Origin of the sequence: Modestobacter sp. L9-4, from assembly GCF_019112525.1 — a bacterium.
Lineage (GTDB): Bacteria > Actinomycetota > Actinomycetes > Mycobacteriales > Geodermatophilaceae > Modestobacter.
The window spans coordinates 1,199,201-1,217,730 of record NZ_CP077800.1 but is presented as its reverse complement, the minus strand read 5'-3'; the positions used below and the strand labels follow the sequence as shown (position 1 = coordinate 1,217,730).

Below are 18,530 nucleotides of genomic sequence, written 5' to 3'. Positions count from 1 at the left end.
GGGACGGCAGGCACCGCTCAGCGGGCGAGGAAGTCCAGCAGCGCCGCGTTGAACTGCTCCGGGTGGCTGGCGTTGACGCCGTGCGGACCGCCCTCGATGACCACGAGCTCGGACCCGGCGATCAGCTCGTGCGACCGCTTGCCGCTGACCTCGAAGGGCACGATCGCGTCGGAGTCGCCGTGCACCACCAGGGTCGGCACGGTCACCGCCGCGACGTCGCCGCGGAAGTCGGTGCGGCCGAACGCGGCGATGCAGTCCAGCGTGCCCTTGGGGGAGGCGACCTCGGCCAGGTGCAGCGCGTACTGCCGCATCGGCTCGCTCACCGCACCGGACTTCGAGTCCAGCAGCCCCTTGCCGCCGGCGTTGAAGAAGTCGGCGGTGAAGCCGTCGAGGAAGGCCGGCCGGTCGGTGCGCACACCGGTCTCGAACTGCTCGATGGTGGCGTCGTCGAGCCCGCCGTCGGGGTTGTCGTCGGACTTGTAGAGGTAGGGCGGGACGGCGGAGGCCAGCACCGCCTTGGCGACGCGGGCGGTGCCGAAGCGGGAGATGTAGCGCACCACCTCACCGCCGCCCATGGAGAAGCCGACGAGGGTGACGCCGGTGAGGTCGAGCTGGGTGAGGAGTGCGTCCAGGTCGGCGGCGAAGGTGTCGTAGTCGTAGCCGGTCCAGGGCTGCGAGCTCTGGCCGAAGCCGCGGCGGTCGTAGGTGAGCACCCGGTACCCGGCGTCGACGAGTGCGGGGACCTGCGCCTCCCAGGACCGGCCGGACAGCGGCCAGCCGTGGATCAGGACGACGGGGGCACCGGACCCCTGGTCGGTGTAGTGGAGCTCGATCGGGTGGCCGTTCTCGGTGCCGACGGTCAGGCGGGGCATGGCTCTCCTCTAGGACGTGCTGCGGGACGTGGTGCGGACGAGGTGGCGCGGGGACGGGGCGTCCCTGCCCACCGGGGCCCTCCGGGATACGTCGCCGGCGACCCGGGCGGTTCGGTGCGACCCGCCCCACCCGGCGGTGGGCGGTGCACGCGGGGAGGATGGCCGCGTGAACGGGACCCCGGACGCTGTCGTCGTCGGAGCCGGCCCCAACGGGCTGGCCGCCGCCCTCCGTCTGGCCGCGGCCGGCCTGCGCGTGCAGGTGGTCGAGCGTGGTGACCGGGCCGGTGGCGGGCTGCGCACCGAGGAGGTGACGCTGCCCGGCTACCAGCACGACATCTGCTCCACCGTGCACCCGATGGCCGCGACCGCCCCGTTCTTCCGCGAGTTCGACCTGGCCAGCCGCGGCGTGAACGTGCTGCAGCCGGAGATCAACTTCGCCCACCCGCTGGACGGTGGCCGGGCCGCGCTCTCCCACCACTCGCTCGAGCAGACCGCGCAGGGCCTGGGCCGCGACGGCGACGGCTACCGCAAGCTGTTCGCCCCGCTGCTGGCCCACGCCGACGACATCACCGAGTTCTTCCTGACCTCGGCGTTCCGCCGGCTGCCGCTGAAGAGCCCGCTGGCGGTGGCCAACTTCGGCCTGCAGGGGCTGCCCAACGTGAAGTGGCTGGCCGAGCGCTACTTCTCCGACGACGCCGCGAAGGCGTTGCTGGCCGGTGCCGCGGCGCACGGGATGCTCGACCTGTCCCGCCCGCTCACCGCGGCGCTGGGCATGTTCCTGGGGATGATGAGCCACCACAACGGCTGGCCGGTCATCGAGGGCGGGTCCCAGCGGGTCGCCGACGCCATGGTCACCGCGCTGGAGCAGCAGGGCGGCGAGGTGGTCACCGGCCACGAGGTCAGCGACCTGCGCGAGTTCGCCGGCGTCCCGGCCGTGCTGCTGGACACCTCGCCCGGTGCGTTCGTGGCGATGGCCGGCAACCAGGTCCCCGACGGCTACCGGCGCTGGGTGCAGCGGTACGCGCACGGTCCCGGTGTCTTCAAGGTCGACTGGGCCCTGTCGGAGCCGGTGCCGTGGACCAACCCCGACGTCCGCCGGGCCGGCACCATCCACGTCGCCGGGACGATGGAGGAGACCATCACCGGGGAGTCCGCCCCGGCCGCCGGGCGGATCGCCGAGAAGCCCTACGTGCTCGCCGTCCAGCCGACCGTCGTCGACCCCTCGCGCGCGCCGGCCGGGGGTCACGTGTTCTGGGCCTACGTGCACGTGCCGCACGGCTCGACCGTCGACATGACCGAGGCGATCGAGGCCCAGGTCGAGCGGTTCGCCCCCGGCTTCCGGGACACGATCCTGGCCCGGGCCACCATGCACGCCGGCCAGATGCAGCACTGGAACCCCAACGACGTGGGCGGTGACATCTCCAACGGCGAGGCCTCGCTGCGGCAGATGCTGGCCCGGCCGGTGCCGCGCTGGAACACCTACAAGACGCCGGTCCGCGGCACCTACCTCGCGTCGGCGGCCACCCCGCCGGGGCCGGCCGTGCACGGGCACTGCGGCGACAACGCCGCCCGGGTCGCGCTGCGCGAGGTGTTCGGCATCCGGAGGGCGCCCCGGCTCAAGCCGGCGGTCTGAGCGGGCCCGGCAGGCCGGGGACCTAGGCTCTCCAGCCATGGTGCGACCGCTGGGCCTGCCGTTCGACCCGATCGAACGCGCGGCGCAGACGTGGGAGGAGCGCTTCGGCCCCGCCGGGTCGATGCGCGCGGCCACGTCGGTGTTCCGGGTGCAGCAGATCCTGCTGGCGCACTTCGACGAGGCGCTCAAGCCGCACCGGCTCACCTTCGCCCGCTACGAGGTGCTGGTGCTGCTGACGTTCTCCCGCACCGGGGCCCTGCCGCTGAAGGTGATCGGCAGCCGGCTGATGGTGCACCCGACCAGCGTCACGAACGCCATCGAGCGGCTGGTCGCGGCCGGCTACGTCGAGCGCCGGCCGAACCCCAACGACGGCCGCGGCGTGCTCGCCGCCATCACCGAGCGCGGCCGGGAGGTCGTGCCACCGGCGACCGCGGCGGTGACGGGTCAGGACTTCGGCATGTCCGACCTCACCGAGGACGAGCTGGACACCCTCTTCGCACTGCTCCGCAAGATCCGGCTCGGCGCCGGCGACGTCGCGGCCCCGCCGGACTGACCCCGGCCCGCCGGGTTGCCCGGCGGTGGGATGATCGAGGTCATGCAGCCGAACCGTCCCGCTCGTCCCGCTCCGCGCACCGACCCCCGCGCCGCTGCCCAGCAGGCGCGGATGGCGGCCTCGCTGGCCGGCGCGGTCGACCTCGCCGCGGTCCAGGCGCGCAACGAGGCGGCCGCCCGTGCCCAGGCCGCGCCGCCGCCCAGCGCCGCCGCGCCCGTCGGCGCGCCCGGCAGCGCCGTCGTGGACGTCGACGAGGCCACCTTCCAGAGCGAGGTCCTCGACCGGTCGTTCCAGGTGCCGGTCGTGCTGGACCTGTGGGCCGAGTGGTGCGGCCCGTGCAAGCAGCTGTCGCCGGTGCTGGAGCGCCTCGCCGCCGAGGGCGGTGGCACCTGGGTGCTGGCCAAGATCGACGTCGACGCCAACCCCGCGCTGGCCCAGGGTCTGCGCGTGCAGGGCATCCCCGCGGTGAAGGCCGTGTGGCAGGGCCAGCTGGTCACCGAGTTCACCGGCGCCATCCCCGAGGAGCAGGCCCGGCAGTTCATCACCGAGCTCGTCGCCGCCACGTCCGGTGGCGCCCTGCCCGGGGCCGACGGCGCCGCGGACGACGAGGGCGCCCTGCCCGAGGACCCGCGACTGGACGCCGCCGAGGCCGCCCTGGACGCCGGTGACCTCGCCGGTGCCGAGGCCGCCTACCGCTCCATCCTCGACACCGAGCCCGACCACCCGGTCGCCGGCCTCGCGCTGCGCCAGGTGCAGCTGTTCCGCCGCGCCGAGGAGGCCGGGCCGAACGCGCTGGCCGCCGCCGAGGCCGCACCCGGCGACGTCGCCGCCCAGACCCGGGCCGCGGACTTCCTGCTCGGCACCGGTGACGTCGACGCGGCGTTCGGCTGGCTGCTCGACGTCGTCCGTCGCACGGCCGGCGAGGACCGCGACCTGGCGCGCAAGCACCTGGTCGAGCTGTTCGGGATCGTCGGCGACGACGACCCCCGGGTCGGCCCCGCCCGCCGCTCCCTCATGGCCGCCCTGTTCTGAGAGGACCCCGCCGCCCCCTGGCCCCGTCCTGAGGGTCACCGGGTCCGACCACCCGCGGCGGGACCCTGCGGAGGGGCGGGACGGCGACGGCCTGCCGCGGCGGGGGCCGGCTGTCGCCGTCAGGCGCCGATGTCGCAGGCGGGCAGGCCCTGGAGGACGCCGGTGCGGAAGACGTCGACCAGCTGGAAGCCGGTCAGGCCGCTCTCGGCGAGCACCTGCGGGTCGTCGCTGTAGTCCAGCAGGAACGACACGCTCTCGTCCACGTCGCCGGGTGAGATGGCCACCGAGGTCTGCCCGGTGCGCACGCCCTGGGTGAAGGCGCCGGCCAGGCAGACGGCGGACCGGACGGCGTCGGCGCCCTCGACCGACAGGCCGAGCTGGTCGCGGACCGCGAGTCCGTAGGGGACCGCCATCGCGGTGACCACGGCGAAGTCGCCGCCCTCCTGCGAGGCGTAGAGCGGACGGGTCAGGTCGGCCTCGTCGAAGCCGACGCTCCGGTCGGCCGGGCAGTAGACCAGGTCGGCGTCGGGCTGCTCGCCGTCGCACTCGGGGGCCCGGCCCGTGAAGGGCGCGAGAGTGGGCGGGGAGAACGGCTTGCCCAGGCCCCGCAGCGCGGCGGTCCAGAACTCCGACAGGCTGTCGGGGGCGATCGTCGCGATGGTGTCGGCGTACGGGGCGTTGCCGCCGGACAGCAGCTCCTCGTCGCTCTGGAACGCCTCCTGGGTGAAGGGGCGGTCGGCGCCGAACCCGTCCCGGCAGGAGACCGGGCCGTCGTCGAAGCCCTGCTGGAACGCCGACACCCGGTCGAAGTAGGAGCCGTGCGCCTGGCTCTCGCGGGTACCGGTGCCGACCGGGTCGCGCAGCAGCAGGTAGCCGCGCAGCACCTGGTCCAGCTCACCGGGGCGGATCGCGTTGTGCGGTGCGTCGCCGCCGGCCACCCACGCCGTCCACGCCCCGGCGAAGCAGTCGGCCTGGGTCTCGACGTTGATCGACCGCTCGACCGGGTAGCCGACCCGGGCCTGCACGGCGTGGCCGAACTCGTGCGCCATGACCAGCGCGGGGATGAACCGGCCGTACCCGTCGGCGAGCTCGCCGAGGAACGCGCGGTCGTACTGGATCGCGTCGCCGTCGGGCTCGCCGGGGTCCGAGGAGCAGTAGAAGGCGTTGCCGGTGACCGCGTCGATCGCCTGCCCGCACCCGATCTGGCCGTTGGGGTAGCGGGCGGGGTCCAGGTCGTCGGGGTCGACGGAGAAGTAGCCGCCGGTCAGCGGGGTGTACGGCTGGCCGAAGGTGCCGGGGAACTGGTCGGCCCAGTAGGTGTTCAGGTCGGCCAGCGCGTTGCGGGCGACCCGGTCGACGTCGTCGTCGTCCGCCCCGATGATCGGGAAGTCGGCGGGGGCGACGTCGGGGCGGACGGCGGACGCCGGGGTCGCCGTGCCCTCGATCAGCGTCGCCGCGCAGCCGCTCAGCACGAGTGAGCCGACCAGCGCACCGAGCACGGCGCCGAGCAGTGCCCGGCGGGGCTTGGAGGACATGGGCTCCCGATCGGTCCGGGCCGCCGGCTGCGGCGGCAGTCCCCTCATCCTGCCGGACCGGCCGCTTCCCGGCAGGCGGGAGCACCCGGCGGCCGGGCCCGCCGCCGGGGACCGCCGTCCGGACCGACGGAGGAGGGCGGCAACGACGACGGGGCGGGGACCCGCAGGTCCCCGCCCCGTGCGTACGGCCGGCTCAGTCCTCGGTCAGCTCGACCTGACCGGCGGACTCCAGGTCACCGGAGGCCTCGGCCGCGGCGACCTGCGCCGGGTCGGCGGGGTGGCCGTCGTCGGGCAGCTCGGGCTCGGGGCCCTCGTGCACGAACCACACCGTGCCCAGCGGGGGAGCGGTCAGCGTCGCCGACCACGGCTGGCCGTGCCAGGACTCCGGGACCGCCTCGATGCCGCCGAGGTTGCCCGAACCCGAGCCGCCGTAGCCCTCGAAGTCGGTGTTGATGACCTCGCGCCAGCGACCGCCCCGGGGAGGCCGATCCGGTACTCGGCGTGCGGCTGCCCGGAGAAGTTGGCCACGCAGGCCAGCGCCTGACCGTTCTTGCCGTAGCGGAGGAACGTCAGCGTGTTGCCCTGGGAGTCGTTGGCGTCGATCCACTGGAAGCCGGCCGGGTCGTTGTCCTGGGTGTAGAGCGCCTCGTGCTCGGCGTAGACCGTGTTGAGGTCGCGGACCAGGTCCAGGACCCCGCGGTGGGCCGGGTCGTCGAGGTGCCACCAGTCCAGCGAGCGGCTCTCCGCCCACTCCGACAGCTGGCCGAACTCCGAGCCCATGAACAGCAGCTGCTTGCCCGGGTGGGCCCACATGAAGGCCAGGAAGGCCCGCACGTTGGCCAGCTGCTGCCAACGGTCACCGGGCATCTTCCGGATCAGCGAGCCCTTGCCGTAGACGACCTCGTCGTGGCTGATCGGCAGCACGAAGTTCTCGGAGAAGGCGTAGACCAGCGAGAACGTGAGCTGGTTGTGGTGGTAGCTGCGGTACACCGGCTCGGTGGACATGTAGTCCAACGAGTCGTGCATCCAGCCCATGTTCCACTTGAAGCCGAAGCCCAGACCGCCCAGGTGGGTGGGGCGGGTGACGCCCGGCCAGGACGTCGACTCCTCGGCGATGGTGATCGCGCCCGGCACCTCGCGGTAGACGGTGGCGTTGAACTCCTGCAGGAACGCCACGGCCTCGAGGTTCTCCCGGCCGCCGTACTCGTTGGGCACCCACTGGCCCTCGGGCCGGGAGTAGTCCAGGTACAGCATCGAGGCCACCGCGTCGACGCGGATGCCGTCGACGTGGAACTCCTTGAGCCAGAACAGGGCGTTGGCGACGAGGAAGTTGCGCACCTCGGAGCGGCCGAAGTCGAAGACGTTCGTGCCCCAGTCCAGCTGCTCGCCGCGGCGGGGGTCGCCGTGCTCGTACAGCGGGGCGCCGTCGAAGCGGGCCAGCGCCCACTCGTCCTTGGGGAAGTGCCCGGGGACCCAGTCGACGATGACACCGATGCCGGCCTGGTGGGCGGTGTCGATGAGGTACCGCAGGTCGTCGGGGGAGCCGAAGCGCGAGGTGGGCGCGTAGTACGACGTCACCTGGTAGCCCCACGAGCCACCGAAGGGGTGCTCGGCCACGGGGAGGAACTCCAGGTGGGTGAACCCGGCGTCCTTGACGTAGGCGACCAGCTCGTCGGCCAGCTCGCGGTAGGACAGCCCCTGCCGCCACGAGCCGAGGTGCACCTCGTAGACGCTCATCGGCCGCTCGTGCCAGTTGCCCTCGGCCCGGCTGGCCAGCCACTCGGCGTCCTGCCACTCGTGGCTCGAGGCGGTGACGACGGAGGCGTTGGCCGGCGGGACCTCGGTGGCGAAGGCCATCGGGTCGCTCTTGACCAGCCACTGGCCGTCGGCGCCCAGGATGTGGAAGCGGTACCGGGTGCCCACCTGGGCGCCGGGCACGAAGATCTCCCACACGCCGGAGGAGCCCAGCGAGCGCAGCGGGTAGGCGCGAGCCTCCCAGTAGTCGAAGTCGCCGGTGACCTTCACCCCGCGGGCGTTGGGCGCCCAGACGGCGAAGGAGACGCCCTCGACCCGGCCGCCGGGGGTGTCGTAGCCGCGCACGTGCGCGCCCAGCACCTTCCACAGCTCCTCGTGCCGGCCCTCGCGGATGAGGTGCTGGTCGAGCTGGCCCAGCGTGGGCAGCCAGCGGTAGGGGTCGTCGACGGTGAAGGTGTTCGTGCCGCCGGCACCGTCGGGGTAGACGACCTCGACCCGGTAGTCGCCGGGCTGCTGGGGGAGGCGGGCCTCGAAGACGCCGCCGCGGAAGATCTGCCGGGCCTCGTGCCGGGTGCCGTCCTGGTCGACCACGGCCACCGCGACGGCGTCCGGGCGCAGGGTGCGCACCGCCCAGCCCTCGGGCACCCGGTGCGCGCCGAGCACGCCGTGCGGGTCGTAGGACCAGCCGTCGACGACGGCGGCCAGCGCCTCCTGGCCGACCTCGCTGCCGGCGGGGGTGGACGCGGCCGGCACCGAGGTGCTCACCGGCGTCTCACCGGCGGGCAGCGCCTCGACCAGGGCGGTCGAGGTCGGCTCCGGGGTCTCGTCGGGGGCCGCCGGCAGGTCGGTGACCTCGCTGGTGACCAGGTCGGCGGTGGTGACGTCGGCGCCGGAGGCCGCTGTCGCGGACCCGGTGGCGACCTCGCCGCTGCCGGTGTCGTCGGACGCCGGGACCGTGTCCGGCGCGAGCTCCGCGCCGGGCTCGGAGGCGGTGGCGGCCGGCGAGCTGCCGCCGGTGCCGGCGTGCTCGCCGTCGGCGGGGGCCTGCGGGGTGCTGGGCTCGGCCGGGTCGGTGCTCGGCGGCTCCGGCTGCGGCGCGGCCGGTGCAGCAGGGTTGCCGGGCTCGGCGATCGGCGCGGGCGCGACCACGGGTGCGGCGGTGACCTTCTTGGCCGCGGCCTTGCGGGTGCGCTTGACCGGGACGTCGGCCGGCGCAGCGTCGGCGGCGGCCGGGGCGGCCTTCTTCGCGGCGCGCTTGGTGGCCTTCTTCGCCGGGGCGGGCGGGGCGTCGGCCTCGCTGGCCGCGCGCACGGCCTCGGTGGTCTCCTCGACCCGGCGCATGAGCTCCTCCCGGTCGGCGGGCTGCTCGTTCGTCTCGGGGGTGGCGGCCTTCGGGGCCGCGGCCTTGCGGGTGCGCTTGGCCGGGGCAGCGGCGGGGGTCCCGTCGCCGGCGGCGGCCGGGGCGGCCTTCTTCGCGGCGCGCTTGGTGGCCTTCTTCGCCGGGGCGGGCGGGGCGTCGGCCTCGCTGGCCGCGCGCACGGCCTCGGTGGTCTCCTCGACCCGGCTCGTCAGCTCCGCCTTGTCGGCGGGCTCGGCGGGCGTCTCGTTCGGCGGCTGGCCCGCGTCGTCGATGCTCATCGGTGGTCCTTCCAGGTACCTCTGGTTGTCGCGCTGGTCGTCCGGGTCGGCCCCGCTGCCCGGGGGCAGCGGGGTCCTTCGTCAGTCACCGGAGGTCAACCGGGACAGTGAGCTCAACGGGATCATCAGCCAGTTGGGCCTGTTGCGCGCCTCGTACACACACTCGTACACGGCCTTGTCGGCCTCGAACGCGCGCAGCAGGGCGGAGTCACTGGACAGGGTGATGCCGTGGGCGGCGGAGTAACCGGCGCAGAAGGCCTGCCGGTTGCGCTCGGCCCACTCCTGCGCGCGGTAGGCGCGCTGCTGGTCCTCGGGCTGCTCGACCAGCATGTGCCGGGCGGCGTAGTCGAAGGAGCGCAGCATCCCGGCGACGTCGCGCAGCGGGGTGTCCAGCTCGCGGCGGGAGGCCAGTGGGCGGGCCGGCTCGCCCTCGAAGTCCAGCACGATCCAGCCGGTGGTGGTGCGCAGCACCTGCCCGAGGTGCAGGTCGCCGTGCACGCGCTGGCGGACGACCGGCTCGTCGGTGTCGGCGACCGCGGCGTAGAGCGCGCGCAGCGCCCCGGCGTGCTCGGCGAGGTCGGGGACGACGGCCAGCGCCGCCTCCAGCCGGGCGTTCATCTGCTCGGAGACCGCGGTGTACCAGTCGCGCTCAGCGGTCTCGGTGGGCAGCACGCGGGCCAGGTCGGAGTGCACCGAGGCGGTCGCCTCGCCGAGCCGCTCGCTCTCCCCGGCGAAGTCCCCGCCGACCTCGTCGGCGTGCAGGTCGGCCTCGGCGTACAGGTCGCGCACGCTGGAGGTCGCCAGCCGCCAGCCGTCGCTGGCGTTGGCGACGAAGGACTGCAGCATCGCGACCGTCGAGGACTCCTGGCCGGGCTCGTCGATCTCGATATACCCCAGCAGCGGGGCGATGTGGGCGTTGTCGGCCTGGCGCAGCGCGTCGTGGATCTCCACGTCCGGGTTGAGCCCGGGCTCGAGCCGGCGGAACAGCTTGAGGATCGCGGACTCCCCGTAGACCAGGGAGGTGTTGCTCTGCTCGCCGGAGATGATGTCGCCGGGCACCCCCTCGGGGATGTGGGCCACCCCGGCCGGGTGGAAGCGCATCGGGCCGACGGTCGAGGCGGCGACCAGGTGGGTCAGCCACGGGACGGTGGCCTCCCGGTCACGCATCGCGTCGTAGGCGTAGTTGGTGCCCGAGCCGCTCGGGACGGCGCCGACGAAGGCCGAGGACAGCTCGTCGGCCGGGGCGTTGCGCCAGGACAGCGGCACCAGGTAGGTCTCGGTGACCCCGTCGGTGTAGCTGACGCGGACCCGGTGGACGGACAGGGCCGGGTCGGACTGGTCGAGGAAGAAGCCCTCCTCGGTCACCCCCGCCCACTCACGGCCCTTGCTGCCGAACCACCGCTGGCCGGGCATCCAGTCGGCGAGGATGTCGGTGAGCGCGCTCATCAGGCTTCTCCGTGCTTCGTCGTGGTGGTGGGGGCCTCGGCGCCGAGGCCACCGCTGCCGGCCGGGCCCTCGGCGGCGCCGACGACCCCGCTGTCGAGCAGGGACTGCGCCACGCTGCTGCTGACCGTGGTCTCCCAGCCCTCGTCCTCCTCGGCCGCCGGGGCGGCGGGCTTGGAGAGCTCGAACCAGTAGAAGCCGTGGCCGCTGAGGGTGAGCATGTAGGGCAGCACCCCGATCTGCGGGAACTGCACGCGCCCGGTCAGCTCGACCGGGGTGTAGCCCTCGAACCGGCGCAGGTCCAGCTCGACCGGCTGCGGGAAGCGCGACAGGTTGTTGACGCACAGCACGATGTCGTCGCCGAACTCGCGGACGAAGGACAGCACCGTGGGGTTGCGCGAGCTGATCTCGGCGTAGGAGCCGAGGCCGAAGGTCGGGTGCTGCTTGCGCACGGAGATCATCGTTCGGGTCCACTGCAGCAGCGAGTTGGTGTTGCGCAGCTGGCCCTCGACGTTGGTGACCTGGTAGCCGTACACCGGGTCGGCGATCAGCGGCAGGTGCATCCGCTGCGGGTCGGCGGTGGAGAACCCGCCGTTGCGGTCGGGGGTCCACTGCATCGGGGTGCGGACGCCGTCGCGGTCACCGAGCCAGATGTTGTCGCCCATGCCGATCTCGTCGCCGTAGTACATGACCGGTGAGCCGGGCAGCGACATCAGCAGGGCGGTGAACAGCTCGAGGGTGTCGAGGTCGTTGTCCAGCAGCGGGGCCAGCCGGCGGCGGATGCCGATGTTGGCCTTCATGCGGGGGTCCTGGGCGTACTCGCCCCACATGTAGTCGCGCTCCTCGTCGGTGACCATCTCCAGGGTCAGCTCGTCGTGGTTGCGCAGGAAGATGCCCCACTGGCAGTTGTCCGGGATGGCCGGCGTCTGGGCCATGATCTCCGAGATCGGGAACCGCTGCTCCCGCCGCACGGCCATGAACAGCCGGGGCATCACCGGGAAGTGGAAGGCCATCTGGCACTCGTCGCCGTTCTCGCCGAAGTACTCGACGACGTCGGCCGGCCACTGGTTGGCCTCGCAGAGCATGACCTTGTCCGAGTAGTTCTCGTCCACGACCTTGCGGACGTGCTTGAGGAAGGCGTGGGTCTGCGGCAGGTTCTCGCCGTTGGTGCCCTCCTCCTCGAACAGGTAGGGGACGGCGTCGAGCCGGAAGCCGTCGATGCCCAGGTCCAGCCAGAAGCGCAGGGCGTCGATGATCGCCTCCTGCACCTTCGGGTTCTCGAAGTTCAGGTCGGGCTGGTGGCTGAAGAAGCGGTGCCAGAAGTACTGCTTGCGCACCGGGTCGAACGTCCAGTTCGAGGACTCGGTGTCGACGAAGATGATGCGGGCGTCGGCGTACTGGGTGTCGTCGTCGGCCCACACGTAGAAGTCGCCGTAGGGGCCCTCGGGGTCGCTGCGGCTGGCCTGGAACCACGGGTGCTGGTCCGAGGTGTGGTTCATGACGAAGTCGATGATCATGCGCATGCCGCGGGCGTGCGTCGCGGCGATGAGCTCCTTGAAGTCCTCGATGTCGCCGAACTCCGGCAGGACCGCGGTGTAGTCGCTGACGTCGTAGCCACCGTCGCGCAGCGGCGAGGCGAAGAACGGCGGCAGCCACAGGCAGTCGACACCGAGCCACTGCAGGTAGTCCAGCTTGCCCATCATGCCGCGCAGGTCACCGATGCCGTCGCCGTTGCTGTCGGCGAAGCCGCGCACCAGCACCTCGTAGAAGACGGCGCGCTTGAACCACTCGGGATCGCTGCCCGGGGTGGGCAGCGCTGACTGCTCGCCCGCGCCGGGGGTCGACTGTGCTGGGACGGGGAGGCTCATGTACTCGGTCCTCGTTCGTTGCGGGGGAGGCGGATCGGGCCGCGACGCCGCCGGCCCGGAGGCCGGCGGCGTCGCGTGAGGACGGGAGGTCGTGCGGGCGTTACTGCTGGGCGACCGCAGCGGGCAGGCTGCGGTGCACCGTGAACACGTGGGCCGGCTCCCGGTAGGGGTCCAGCTCCACGTAGTTGCTCTGGCCGAAGTCGTAGTGGGCACCGGTGATCTCGTCGGTGACGGAGAACCGGTCCGACCAGTCCAGACCCAGGGCCGGCATGTCCAGCGCGGTGGTGCCGATCTGGGTGTAGCTGCTGTTGAGCGACACGACCACCAGCACGGCGTCGTCCGAGCCCGGGTCGGTCTTGGAGAAGACCAGCAGGTTCGGGTTGTCGACCGCGTGGAAGCGCAGCGTGCGCAGCTGCTGCAGCGCCGGGTGCGCCCGGCGGATCTCGTTGAGCCGGGTCAGGTAGGGCGCCAGCGACCGCCCGGAGGCCTCGGCGGCGGCCCAGTCGCGGGGGCGCAGCTGGAACTTCTCGGTGTCCAGGTACTCCTCGCTGCCCGGACGCAGGCCCACGTGCTCGAAGAGCTCGTACCCGGAGTAGACGCCCCAGGTCGGGCTCATCATCGCCGCCAGCACGGCCCGGATCTTGAACATCGGCGGGCCGCCGACCTGCAGCGTCTCGTGCAGGATGTCCGGGGTGTTGACGAAGAAGTTCGGCCGCATGTAGTGCGCCGACTCCGTCAGCTGCCGGCCGTACTCCGCCAGCTCGGCCGCCTCGGTCCGCCAGGTGAAGTACGTGTAGCTCTGGGTGAAGCCGACCCGCGCCAGCTGGTGCATCATCGCCGGCCGGGTGAAGGCCTCGGCGAGGAACAGCACGTCGGGGTCGGTCTTCTTGACCTCCCAGATCAGCCAGTGCCAGAAGTTCAGCGGCTTGGTGTGCGGGTTGTCGACACGGAAGATGCGGACCCCGGCCTCGATCCAGACCCGGATCACCCGCAGGCACTCGGCGTAGATGCCCTCGGGGTCGTTGTCGAAGTTGATCGGGTAGATGTCCTGGTACTTCTTCGGCGGGTTCTCCGCGTAGGCGATCGTGCCGTCGGGCTTGGTGGTGAACCACTCCGGGTGGCTGGTCACCCAGGGGTGGTCGGGCGTGGCCTGCAGCGCGAAGTCCAGCGCCACCTCCATGCCCAGCTCCTTCGTCCGCTCGACGAAGGCCCGGAAGTCGTCCATGGTGCCCAGCTGCGGGTGGACGGCGTCGTGCCCGCCGTCCTCGCTGCCGATCGCCCAGGGGGACCCGACGTCGTCGGGGTGCGCCACCAGGGTGTTGTTCTTGCCCTTGCGGTTGGTGTGGCCGATCGGGTGGATCGGGGGCAGGTAGACGACGTCGAAGCCCATGCCGGCGATCGCCGGCAGCCGCTCGGCGGCCTGGGCGAACGTGCCGTGGGTGGGGGTGCCACCGACGACGGGCCCCTCGGAGCGGGGGAAGAACTCGTACCAGGAGCCGTACAGCGCGCGCGGCCGGTCGACGTAGAGCTCGTAGACCTGGGAGCCGGTCACCAGGCGGCGCACCGGGTGGGCGTGCAGCACCCCCTGCAGGGCCGGCGACAGCGCCGGGGCGATCCGGGCGGTGAGCTCGAGCGACTCGTCCCGCAGTGCCGCGGCGGCAGCGGTGAGGTCGGCGCGGTGCTCGAGGACGCCCGCGTGGTCCTCGGCGACGGCCGCGGCGACCTCCTCCAGCAGCCGGGCGCCGGACTCGAGGTCGTTGGCGAGCTCGTCGGGACCCTGCCCCGCCTCGATCTTCACCTCGACGTCGTGGTGCCAGGTGCTCAGCGGGTCGTCCCACGCCTCGACCTGGTAGGTCCACAGCCCCTCGCGGTCGGGGACGACGGTCGCCGTCCACCGGTCGGGCTCGGGACCGAACTTGCGCATACGGGTCAGCTGCGGCGTCGCGGCCGCACCTGCCTCCGACGGCGGGGTCAGGACCACGCTCGCCGCGACGGCGTCATGGCCCTCGCGGAACACGGTGGCGGTGATCGGCAGGTGTTCCCCGACCACGGCGCGGGTCGAGAACGACCCGCAGGACACGACGGGGGCGACATCAGAGATGCCGAGGCGGAGGTCAGCGCGGCCAGTCATCGGCGCAACGCTATCCAGATCACGCCCGCCGCACACGTCGGCGGGGGGCGGGGTCGACCGAGCGGGTGAGCGGGGCCCGCCGGTCGCTGTGACCGCCGTCTCTCCGGGGCCGCTGCGGGAGGCCGTTCGCCGCTAGGGTCGCGCCCGTGCGAGCCCTCCGCCGTCTCACCGTCCGCGCGGCCCTCCCCGACGCCCTGCTGCCGCTCTCGCAGCTGGTCACCAACCTGCGCTGGTCGTGGCACCCCGAGACCCGCGACCTGTTCGAGGCGCTGGACCCGCAGCTGTGGGAGAGCTGCGGCGGCGACCCGGTCCGGGTGCTGGGCGAGGTGTCCGCCGAGCGGCTGGCCGCCCTGGCCGACGACCCGGCGTTCCTCCAGCAGCTGGGGTCGGTCGCCGAGGACCTGCGCACGTACCTGGACGCCCCGCACTGGTACCAGTCGCTGGGGCCCGGGGCGCCGGCCGCGGTGGCCTACTTCTCCGCGGAGTTCGGCGTCTCCGAGGTGCTGCCGAACTACTCCGGCGGGCTGGGCATCCTGGCCGGTGACCACCTCAAGGCGGCCTCGGACCTCGGCGTCCCGCTGATCGGGGTGGGGCTGCTCTACCGGGCCGGCTACTTCTCCCAGGGTCTGTCGGCCGACGGGTGGCAGCTGGAGCGCTACCCGGCGCTGGACCCGCACGGGCTGCCGCTGAAGCTGCTGCGCGACGCCGCCGGCGACGCCGTGGTGGTCACCGTGGCGCTGCCCGAGGCGCGCACCCTGTCCGCCCACGTCTGGCGGGCGCAGGTGGGGCGGGTGCAGCTGCTGCTGCTCGACAGCGACATCGAGGAGAACGCCCCGGCCGAGCGCGGCGTCACCGACCGGCTCTACGGCGGCGGGGAGGACCACCGGCTGCGCCAGGAGATGCTGCTGGGCATCGGCGGGGTGCGGGCGCTGCGCGCGTACTGCTCGCTGACCGGCACGCCGGCGCCGGAGGTCTTCCACGCCAACGAGGGGCACGCCGGCTTCCAGGGGGTGGAGCGGATCCGCGAGCTCACCGCCGCCCACGGGCTGACCTTCGCCGAGGCGCTGCAGGCGGTGCGCGCGGGCACCGTGTTCACCACGCACACCCCGGTGCCCGCCGGCATCGACCGGTTCCCGCGCGCGCTGATCGAGCGGTACGCCGTGGGTTTCGGCGTCCCGGTCGACCAGCTGCTGCCGCTGGGGGCCGAGCGCGACCCGGACACCTTTAACATGGCGCACATGGGGCTGCGGCTGGGCCAGCGGGCCAACGGCGTCAGCCTGCTGCACGGGCGCGTCAGCCGGGAGATGTTCGGCGACCTGTGGCCCGGCTTCGACCCCGACGACGTCCCGATCGGCTCGATCACCAACGGGGTGCACGCCCCCACCTGGACCGCCCGGGAGCTGCTGGCGCTGGGCACCCAGACCACCGGCACGGACGACGGGGCCGCGGGGCCCGCGCACTTCGACGGGGTCGACCGGGTGCCCGCCGAGGAGCTGTGGGGCACCCGCCGGCTGCTGCGGGCGCGGCTGGTGGAGGAGGTGCGCCGCCGGGTGCGGGCCAGCGCCGCCGCCCGCGGGGCGACCGAGGCCGAGCTCGGCTGGACCGCGACCGTCCTCGACCCCGACGTGCTCACCGTCGGCTTCGCCCGCCGGGTGCCCTCCTACAAGCGGCTCACGCTGATGCTGCGGGACCCCGCGCGGCTGCGGGCGCTGCTGCTGGACGAGGACCGGCCGCTGCAGCTGGTCATCGCCGGCAAGAGCCACCCGGCCGACGACGGTGGCAAGCAGCTGATCCAGCAGGTGGTGCGCTTCGCCGACGACCCGGCGGTCCGCCACCGGATCGTCTTCCTGCCCGACTACGACATCGGCATGGCGCGGTACCTCTACTGGGGCTGCGACGTCTGGCTGAACAACCCGCTGCGGCCGCTGGAGGCCTGCGGCACGTCGGGCATGAAGTCCGCGCTCAACGGCGGGCTGAACCTCTCCATCCGCGACGGCTGGTGGGACGAGTGGTTCGACGGGCAGAACGGCTGGGCCGTCCCGACCGCGGACGGCGTGGCCGACCCCGACCGCCGTGACGACGTCGAGGCGCAGGCGGTCTACGAGCTGCTGGAGCGCCAGGTGGTCCCGCGCTTCTACGAGGTGGGCGGTGACGGCGTCCCGGCCCGCTGGCTGGAGATGGTCCGGGCCACCCTGCGCGAGACCGGCCCCAAGGTGCTGGCCACCCGGATGGTCGGTGACTACGTCCGCACGCTGTACGTGCCCGCGGCCGGTGCCGCCCGGGCGATGGCCGCCGGGGAGTGGGCCGCGGCCCGCGAGCTGGCGGCCTGGCGCGCGCGGCTGCTGGAGCACTGGCCGGGGGTGCGGGTCGGTCACGTGGAGGCCACCGGCGTGGGGGAGACCCCCGAGATCGGGGGCGGCATCGGCCTGCGGGCCGAGGTCGAGCTGCCCGGGCTGACCCCGGCCGACGTCGTGGTCGAGGCGGTCTCGGGCCGGGTGGACGACGCGGACGGGCTGCACGCGGTGAGCACGCTGCCGCTGCAGCTCGACGGCAGCGAGGGCTCGCGGCACTGGTTCACCGGCACCGTGCCGCTGACCCGCACCGGGCCGTTCGGCTACACGGTGCGCGTGCTGCCGCGCAACGCCCACCTCGCCGTCCCCGCCGAGCTGGGCGTCGTCGTCACCGCCTCCTGACGTCCCCGACGGCGTGTCGTGGCCCCGCGACGGGGCGCAGGTGGACGAACCGGGCGTCCGGTGACTGCCTGCGGTGGTACGACAGCGCTCCGTGGGATCTGGGCCGTGACGTGTGTGGCCCCTGGTACAGGTAGTGCGCGACGGACCGGGGACGCGGCGTGGCACGCCGACGCCCGGCGCGGGATCGGGCCCACGCTCATTAGGCTGGCCGTCATGCCCGACCGCTGTGAGGTGCTCCCCGGAGACTCTGTCGTCGCCCGACGTGGCGGAGGCCTGCTGTGGGTCGACGCCCCGGGGTCGCCGGCACTGGTCGCCGCCCTGCACGCCTGCCTGGGGGTCGCCGGTCCTGGCGCCGACCGGGTGCTGGCCGCCGTCGCCGGGCAGGTGTCCCGGCTCGCCGACGGCCCGGCGTCCTTCGCCCTGGTGCTCGCCGACACCTCCGGTGGCACCGGCGCCGGTGTCGCGCTGTGGTCGGGCAAGGGCCAGCCGGCCGTGGACGGCGTCCCGGTGTCCGGGTCCTCCGTCGACGGCTGCACGCTGGCCGCCGGCTTCTCCCTCGGCCAGACGCTCTACGTCGGCCCCGGTCAGCCCGCCGCCGCCATGCCCCCGGGCGTGGCCCTCGACCTGGTCGAGGGCACCGTCCCCGGCTCCGGCGCGCTGCTGCAGCTCGCCGCCGCCGCGTCGTCCGCCGTCGTCGCCCCGCCGGTGGGCCCGCTGCCCAGCGGTGAGTCCTTCACCGCGGGCTCCGACGCCGGGTTCGGCAGCTCCGCCCGTCCCGCCGGTCAGGCCCCCGGCGGCGAGCAGACCGCGTTCTGGCGGCCCGAGCCGCCGGCGGCGCCGGTGCTGCGCTTCGACGACGGCATGGTCGTCACCGTCGACGAGGACCTGGTGCTCGGTCGCCGTCCCGACGGCCACGACCTGGTGACCAGCGGCAACGCCCGCCCGGTCCCGATCGCCGACACCCAGAACGTGCTCTCCTCCGCGCACGCCGCCATCCAGCGGGCCGGCCGCGAGGTCTCCCTCACCGACCTGGGCTCGCTCAACGGCACCCACGTCGCCGGCCCCGAGGCCACCGAGTGGACCCAGCTCGAGCCCGGCGTGCCGCACCCGCTCACCGACGGCGACCGGCTGCTGCTCGGCTGGACCGTCATCACCTTCGAGCAGACGCCGGAGTAAGACCCTCCCGCGCCCTCCACGGCCCCGTTCCCGCCCCGGGAACGGGGCCGTGCTGCGTCTCTGCACGCGTTGCACCCGTAGTGCACGCGCTGCAGCACGTGCACCGCGGAGGAGGGGCGGGCAACGAGACCGCGGTCGGCGTCGGGGCCGGACGGGAGGGACGGGGTCGGCCTCCGCGGGTCCCGCCGCACTGCACGCGTT

General features: G+C 73.6%; 11 protein-coding genes and 1 pseudogene. 5 read left to right on the top strand and 7 right to left on the bottom strand.

What is annotated here, in order from left to right:
* Positions 1-17: 17 nt before the first annotated feature.
* Positions 18-872: an alpha/beta fold hydrolase gene (locus tag KUM42_RS05595; RefSeq protein ID WP_237495685.1), complete on the bottom strand. Its 855-nt coding sequence runs from the start codon at positions 870-872 to the stop codon at positions 18-20.
* Between the two features lie 166 nt (positions 873-1,038).
* Here KUM42_RS05595 and KUM42_RS05590 point away from each other — a divergent pair, with 166 nt between their 5' ends.
* From KUM42_RS05590 to KUM42_RS05580, 3 genes are read left to right on the top strand one after another with little or no spacing between them, the layout of a single operon-like run.
* Entirely contained in the window at positions 1,039-2,505 is a 1,467-nt protein-coding gene (locus tag KUM42_RS05590; protein ID WP_237495684.1) for an NAD(P)/FAD-dependent oxidoreductase, read from the top strand.
* 37 nt (positions 2,506-2,542) lie between these two features.
* Positions 2,543-3,058: a MarR family winged helix-turn-helix transcriptional regulator gene (locus KUM42_RS05585; RefSeq protein WP_237495682.1), complete on the top strand. Its 516-nt coding sequence runs from the start codon at positions 2,543-2,545 to the stop codon at positions 3,056-3,058.
* Positions 3,059-3,100: 42 nt separating this feature from the next.
* The gene (locus tag KUM42_RS05580) at positions 3,101-4,090 is read left to right on the top strand and encodes a tetratricopeptide repeat protein (RefSeq protein ID WP_237495680.1); all 990 of its coding nucleotides are present in this window, start codon (positions 3,101-3,103) and stop codon (positions 4,088-4,090) included.
* A 119-nt stretch (positions 4,091-4,209) separates the two neighbouring features.
* Here the strand turns inward: KUM42_RS05580 and KUM42_RS05575 are convergent, their stop codons facing one another.
* The 6 genes and pseudogenes from KUM42_RS05575 to KUM42_RS05555 all read right to left on the bottom strand — a co-directional run bounded on the left by KUM42_RS05575 (position 4,210) and on the right by KUM42_RS05555 (position 14,460).
* Positions 4,210-5,625: a neutral zinc metallopeptidase gene (locus KUM42_RS05575; protein ID WP_237495678.1), complete on the bottom strand. Its 1,416-nt coding sequence runs from the start codon at positions 5,623-5,625 to the stop codon at positions 4,210-4,212.
* A 193-nt stretch (positions 5,626-5,818) separates the two neighbouring features.
* Positions 5,819-5,944 carry a hypothetical protein gene (locus KUM42_RS20115; protein ID WP_255557604.1) on the bottom strand — a complete coding sequence of 42 codons (126 nt, stop codon included), beginning with the start codon at positions 5,942-5,944 and terminating at the stop codon, positions 5,819-5,821.
* A gap of 54 nt (positions 5,945-5,998) precedes the next feature.
* Positions 5,999-8,721: pseudogene (glgB, locus tag KUM42_RS05570) on the bottom strand (1,4-alpha-glucan branching protein GlgB); the annotation flags it as partial.
* A 378-nt stretch (positions 8,722-9,099) separates the two neighbouring features.
* Positions 9,100-10,464 (bottom strand): hypothetical protein, encoded by a 1,365-nt coding sequence (locus KUM42_RS05565; protein WP_237495676.1) that lies wholly within the window; start codon positions 10,462-10,464, stop codon positions 9,100-9,102.
* The gene (gene treS, locus KUM42_RS05560; protein WP_237495675.1) at positions 10,464-12,329 is read right to left on the bottom strand and encodes a maltose alpha-D-glucosyltransferase; all 1,866 of its coding nucleotides are present in this window, start codon (positions 12,327-12,329) and stop codon (positions 10,464-10,466) included. Before treS ends, KUM42_RS05565 begins: the two co-directional genes overlap by 1 nt.
* 100 nt (positions 12,330-12,429) lie before the next feature.
* Positions 12,430-14,460, bottom strand: coding sequence for an alpha-1,4-glucan--maltose-1-phosphate maltosyltransferase (locus KUM42_RS05555; protein ID WP_237495674.1), 2,031 nt, complete (start codon positions 14,458-14,460; stop codon positions 12,430-12,432).
* A gap of 146 nt (positions 14,461-14,606) precedes the next feature.
* On the opposite strand from KUM42_RS05555, the gene glgP reads away from it, so the two are divergent.
* The gene (gene glgP, locus KUM42_RS05550; protein WP_237495673.1) at positions 14,607-17,153 is read left to right on the top strand and encodes an alpha-glucan family phosphorylase; all 2,547 of its coding nucleotides are present in this window, start codon (positions 14,607-14,609) and stop codon (positions 17,151-17,153) included.
* A gap of 213 nt (positions 17,154-17,366) precedes the next feature.
* Positions 17,367-18,329, top strand: a complete 963-nt coding sequence (locus tag KUM42_RS05545; RefSeq protein ID WP_237495672.1) for an FHA domain-containing protein — start codon at positions 17,367-17,369, stop codon at positions 18,327-18,329.
* Positions 18,330-18,530 lie beyond the last annotated feature (201 nt).

Coding starts and splice junctions, on each gene's coding strand:
- KUM42_RS05545 (WP_237495672.1), top strand. CDS start 17,367: ATGCCCGACCGCTGTGAGGTGCTCCCCGGAGACTCTGTCGTCGCCCGA.
- KUM42_RS05585 (WP_237495682.1), top strand. CDS start 2,543: ATGGTGCGACCGCTGGGCCTGCCGTTCGACCCGATCGAACGCGCGGCG.
- KUM42_RS05555 (WP_237495674.1), bottom strand. CDS start 14,460: ATGACTGGCCGCGCTGACCTCCGCCTCGGCATCTCTGATGTCGCCCCC.
- treS (WP_237495675.1), bottom strand. CDS start 12,329: ATGAGCCTCCCCGTCCCAGCACAGTCGACCCCCGGCGCGGGCGAGCAG.
- KUM42_RS05580 (WP_237495680.1), top strand. CDS start 3,101: ATGCAGCCGAACCGTCCCGCTCGTCCCGCTCCGCGCACCGACCCCCGC.
- KUM42_RS05575 (WP_237495678.1), bottom strand. CDS start 5,625: ATGTCCTCCAAGCCCCGCCGGGCACTGCTCGGCGCCGTGCTCGGTGCG.
- KUM42_RS05595 (WP_237495685.1), bottom strand. CDS start 872: ATGCCCCGCCTGACCGTCGGCACCGAGAACGGCCACCCGATCGAGCTC.
- KUM42_RS05565 (WP_237495676.1), bottom strand. CDS start 10,464: ATGAGCGCGCTCACCGACATCCTCGCCGACTGGATGCCCGGCCAGCGG.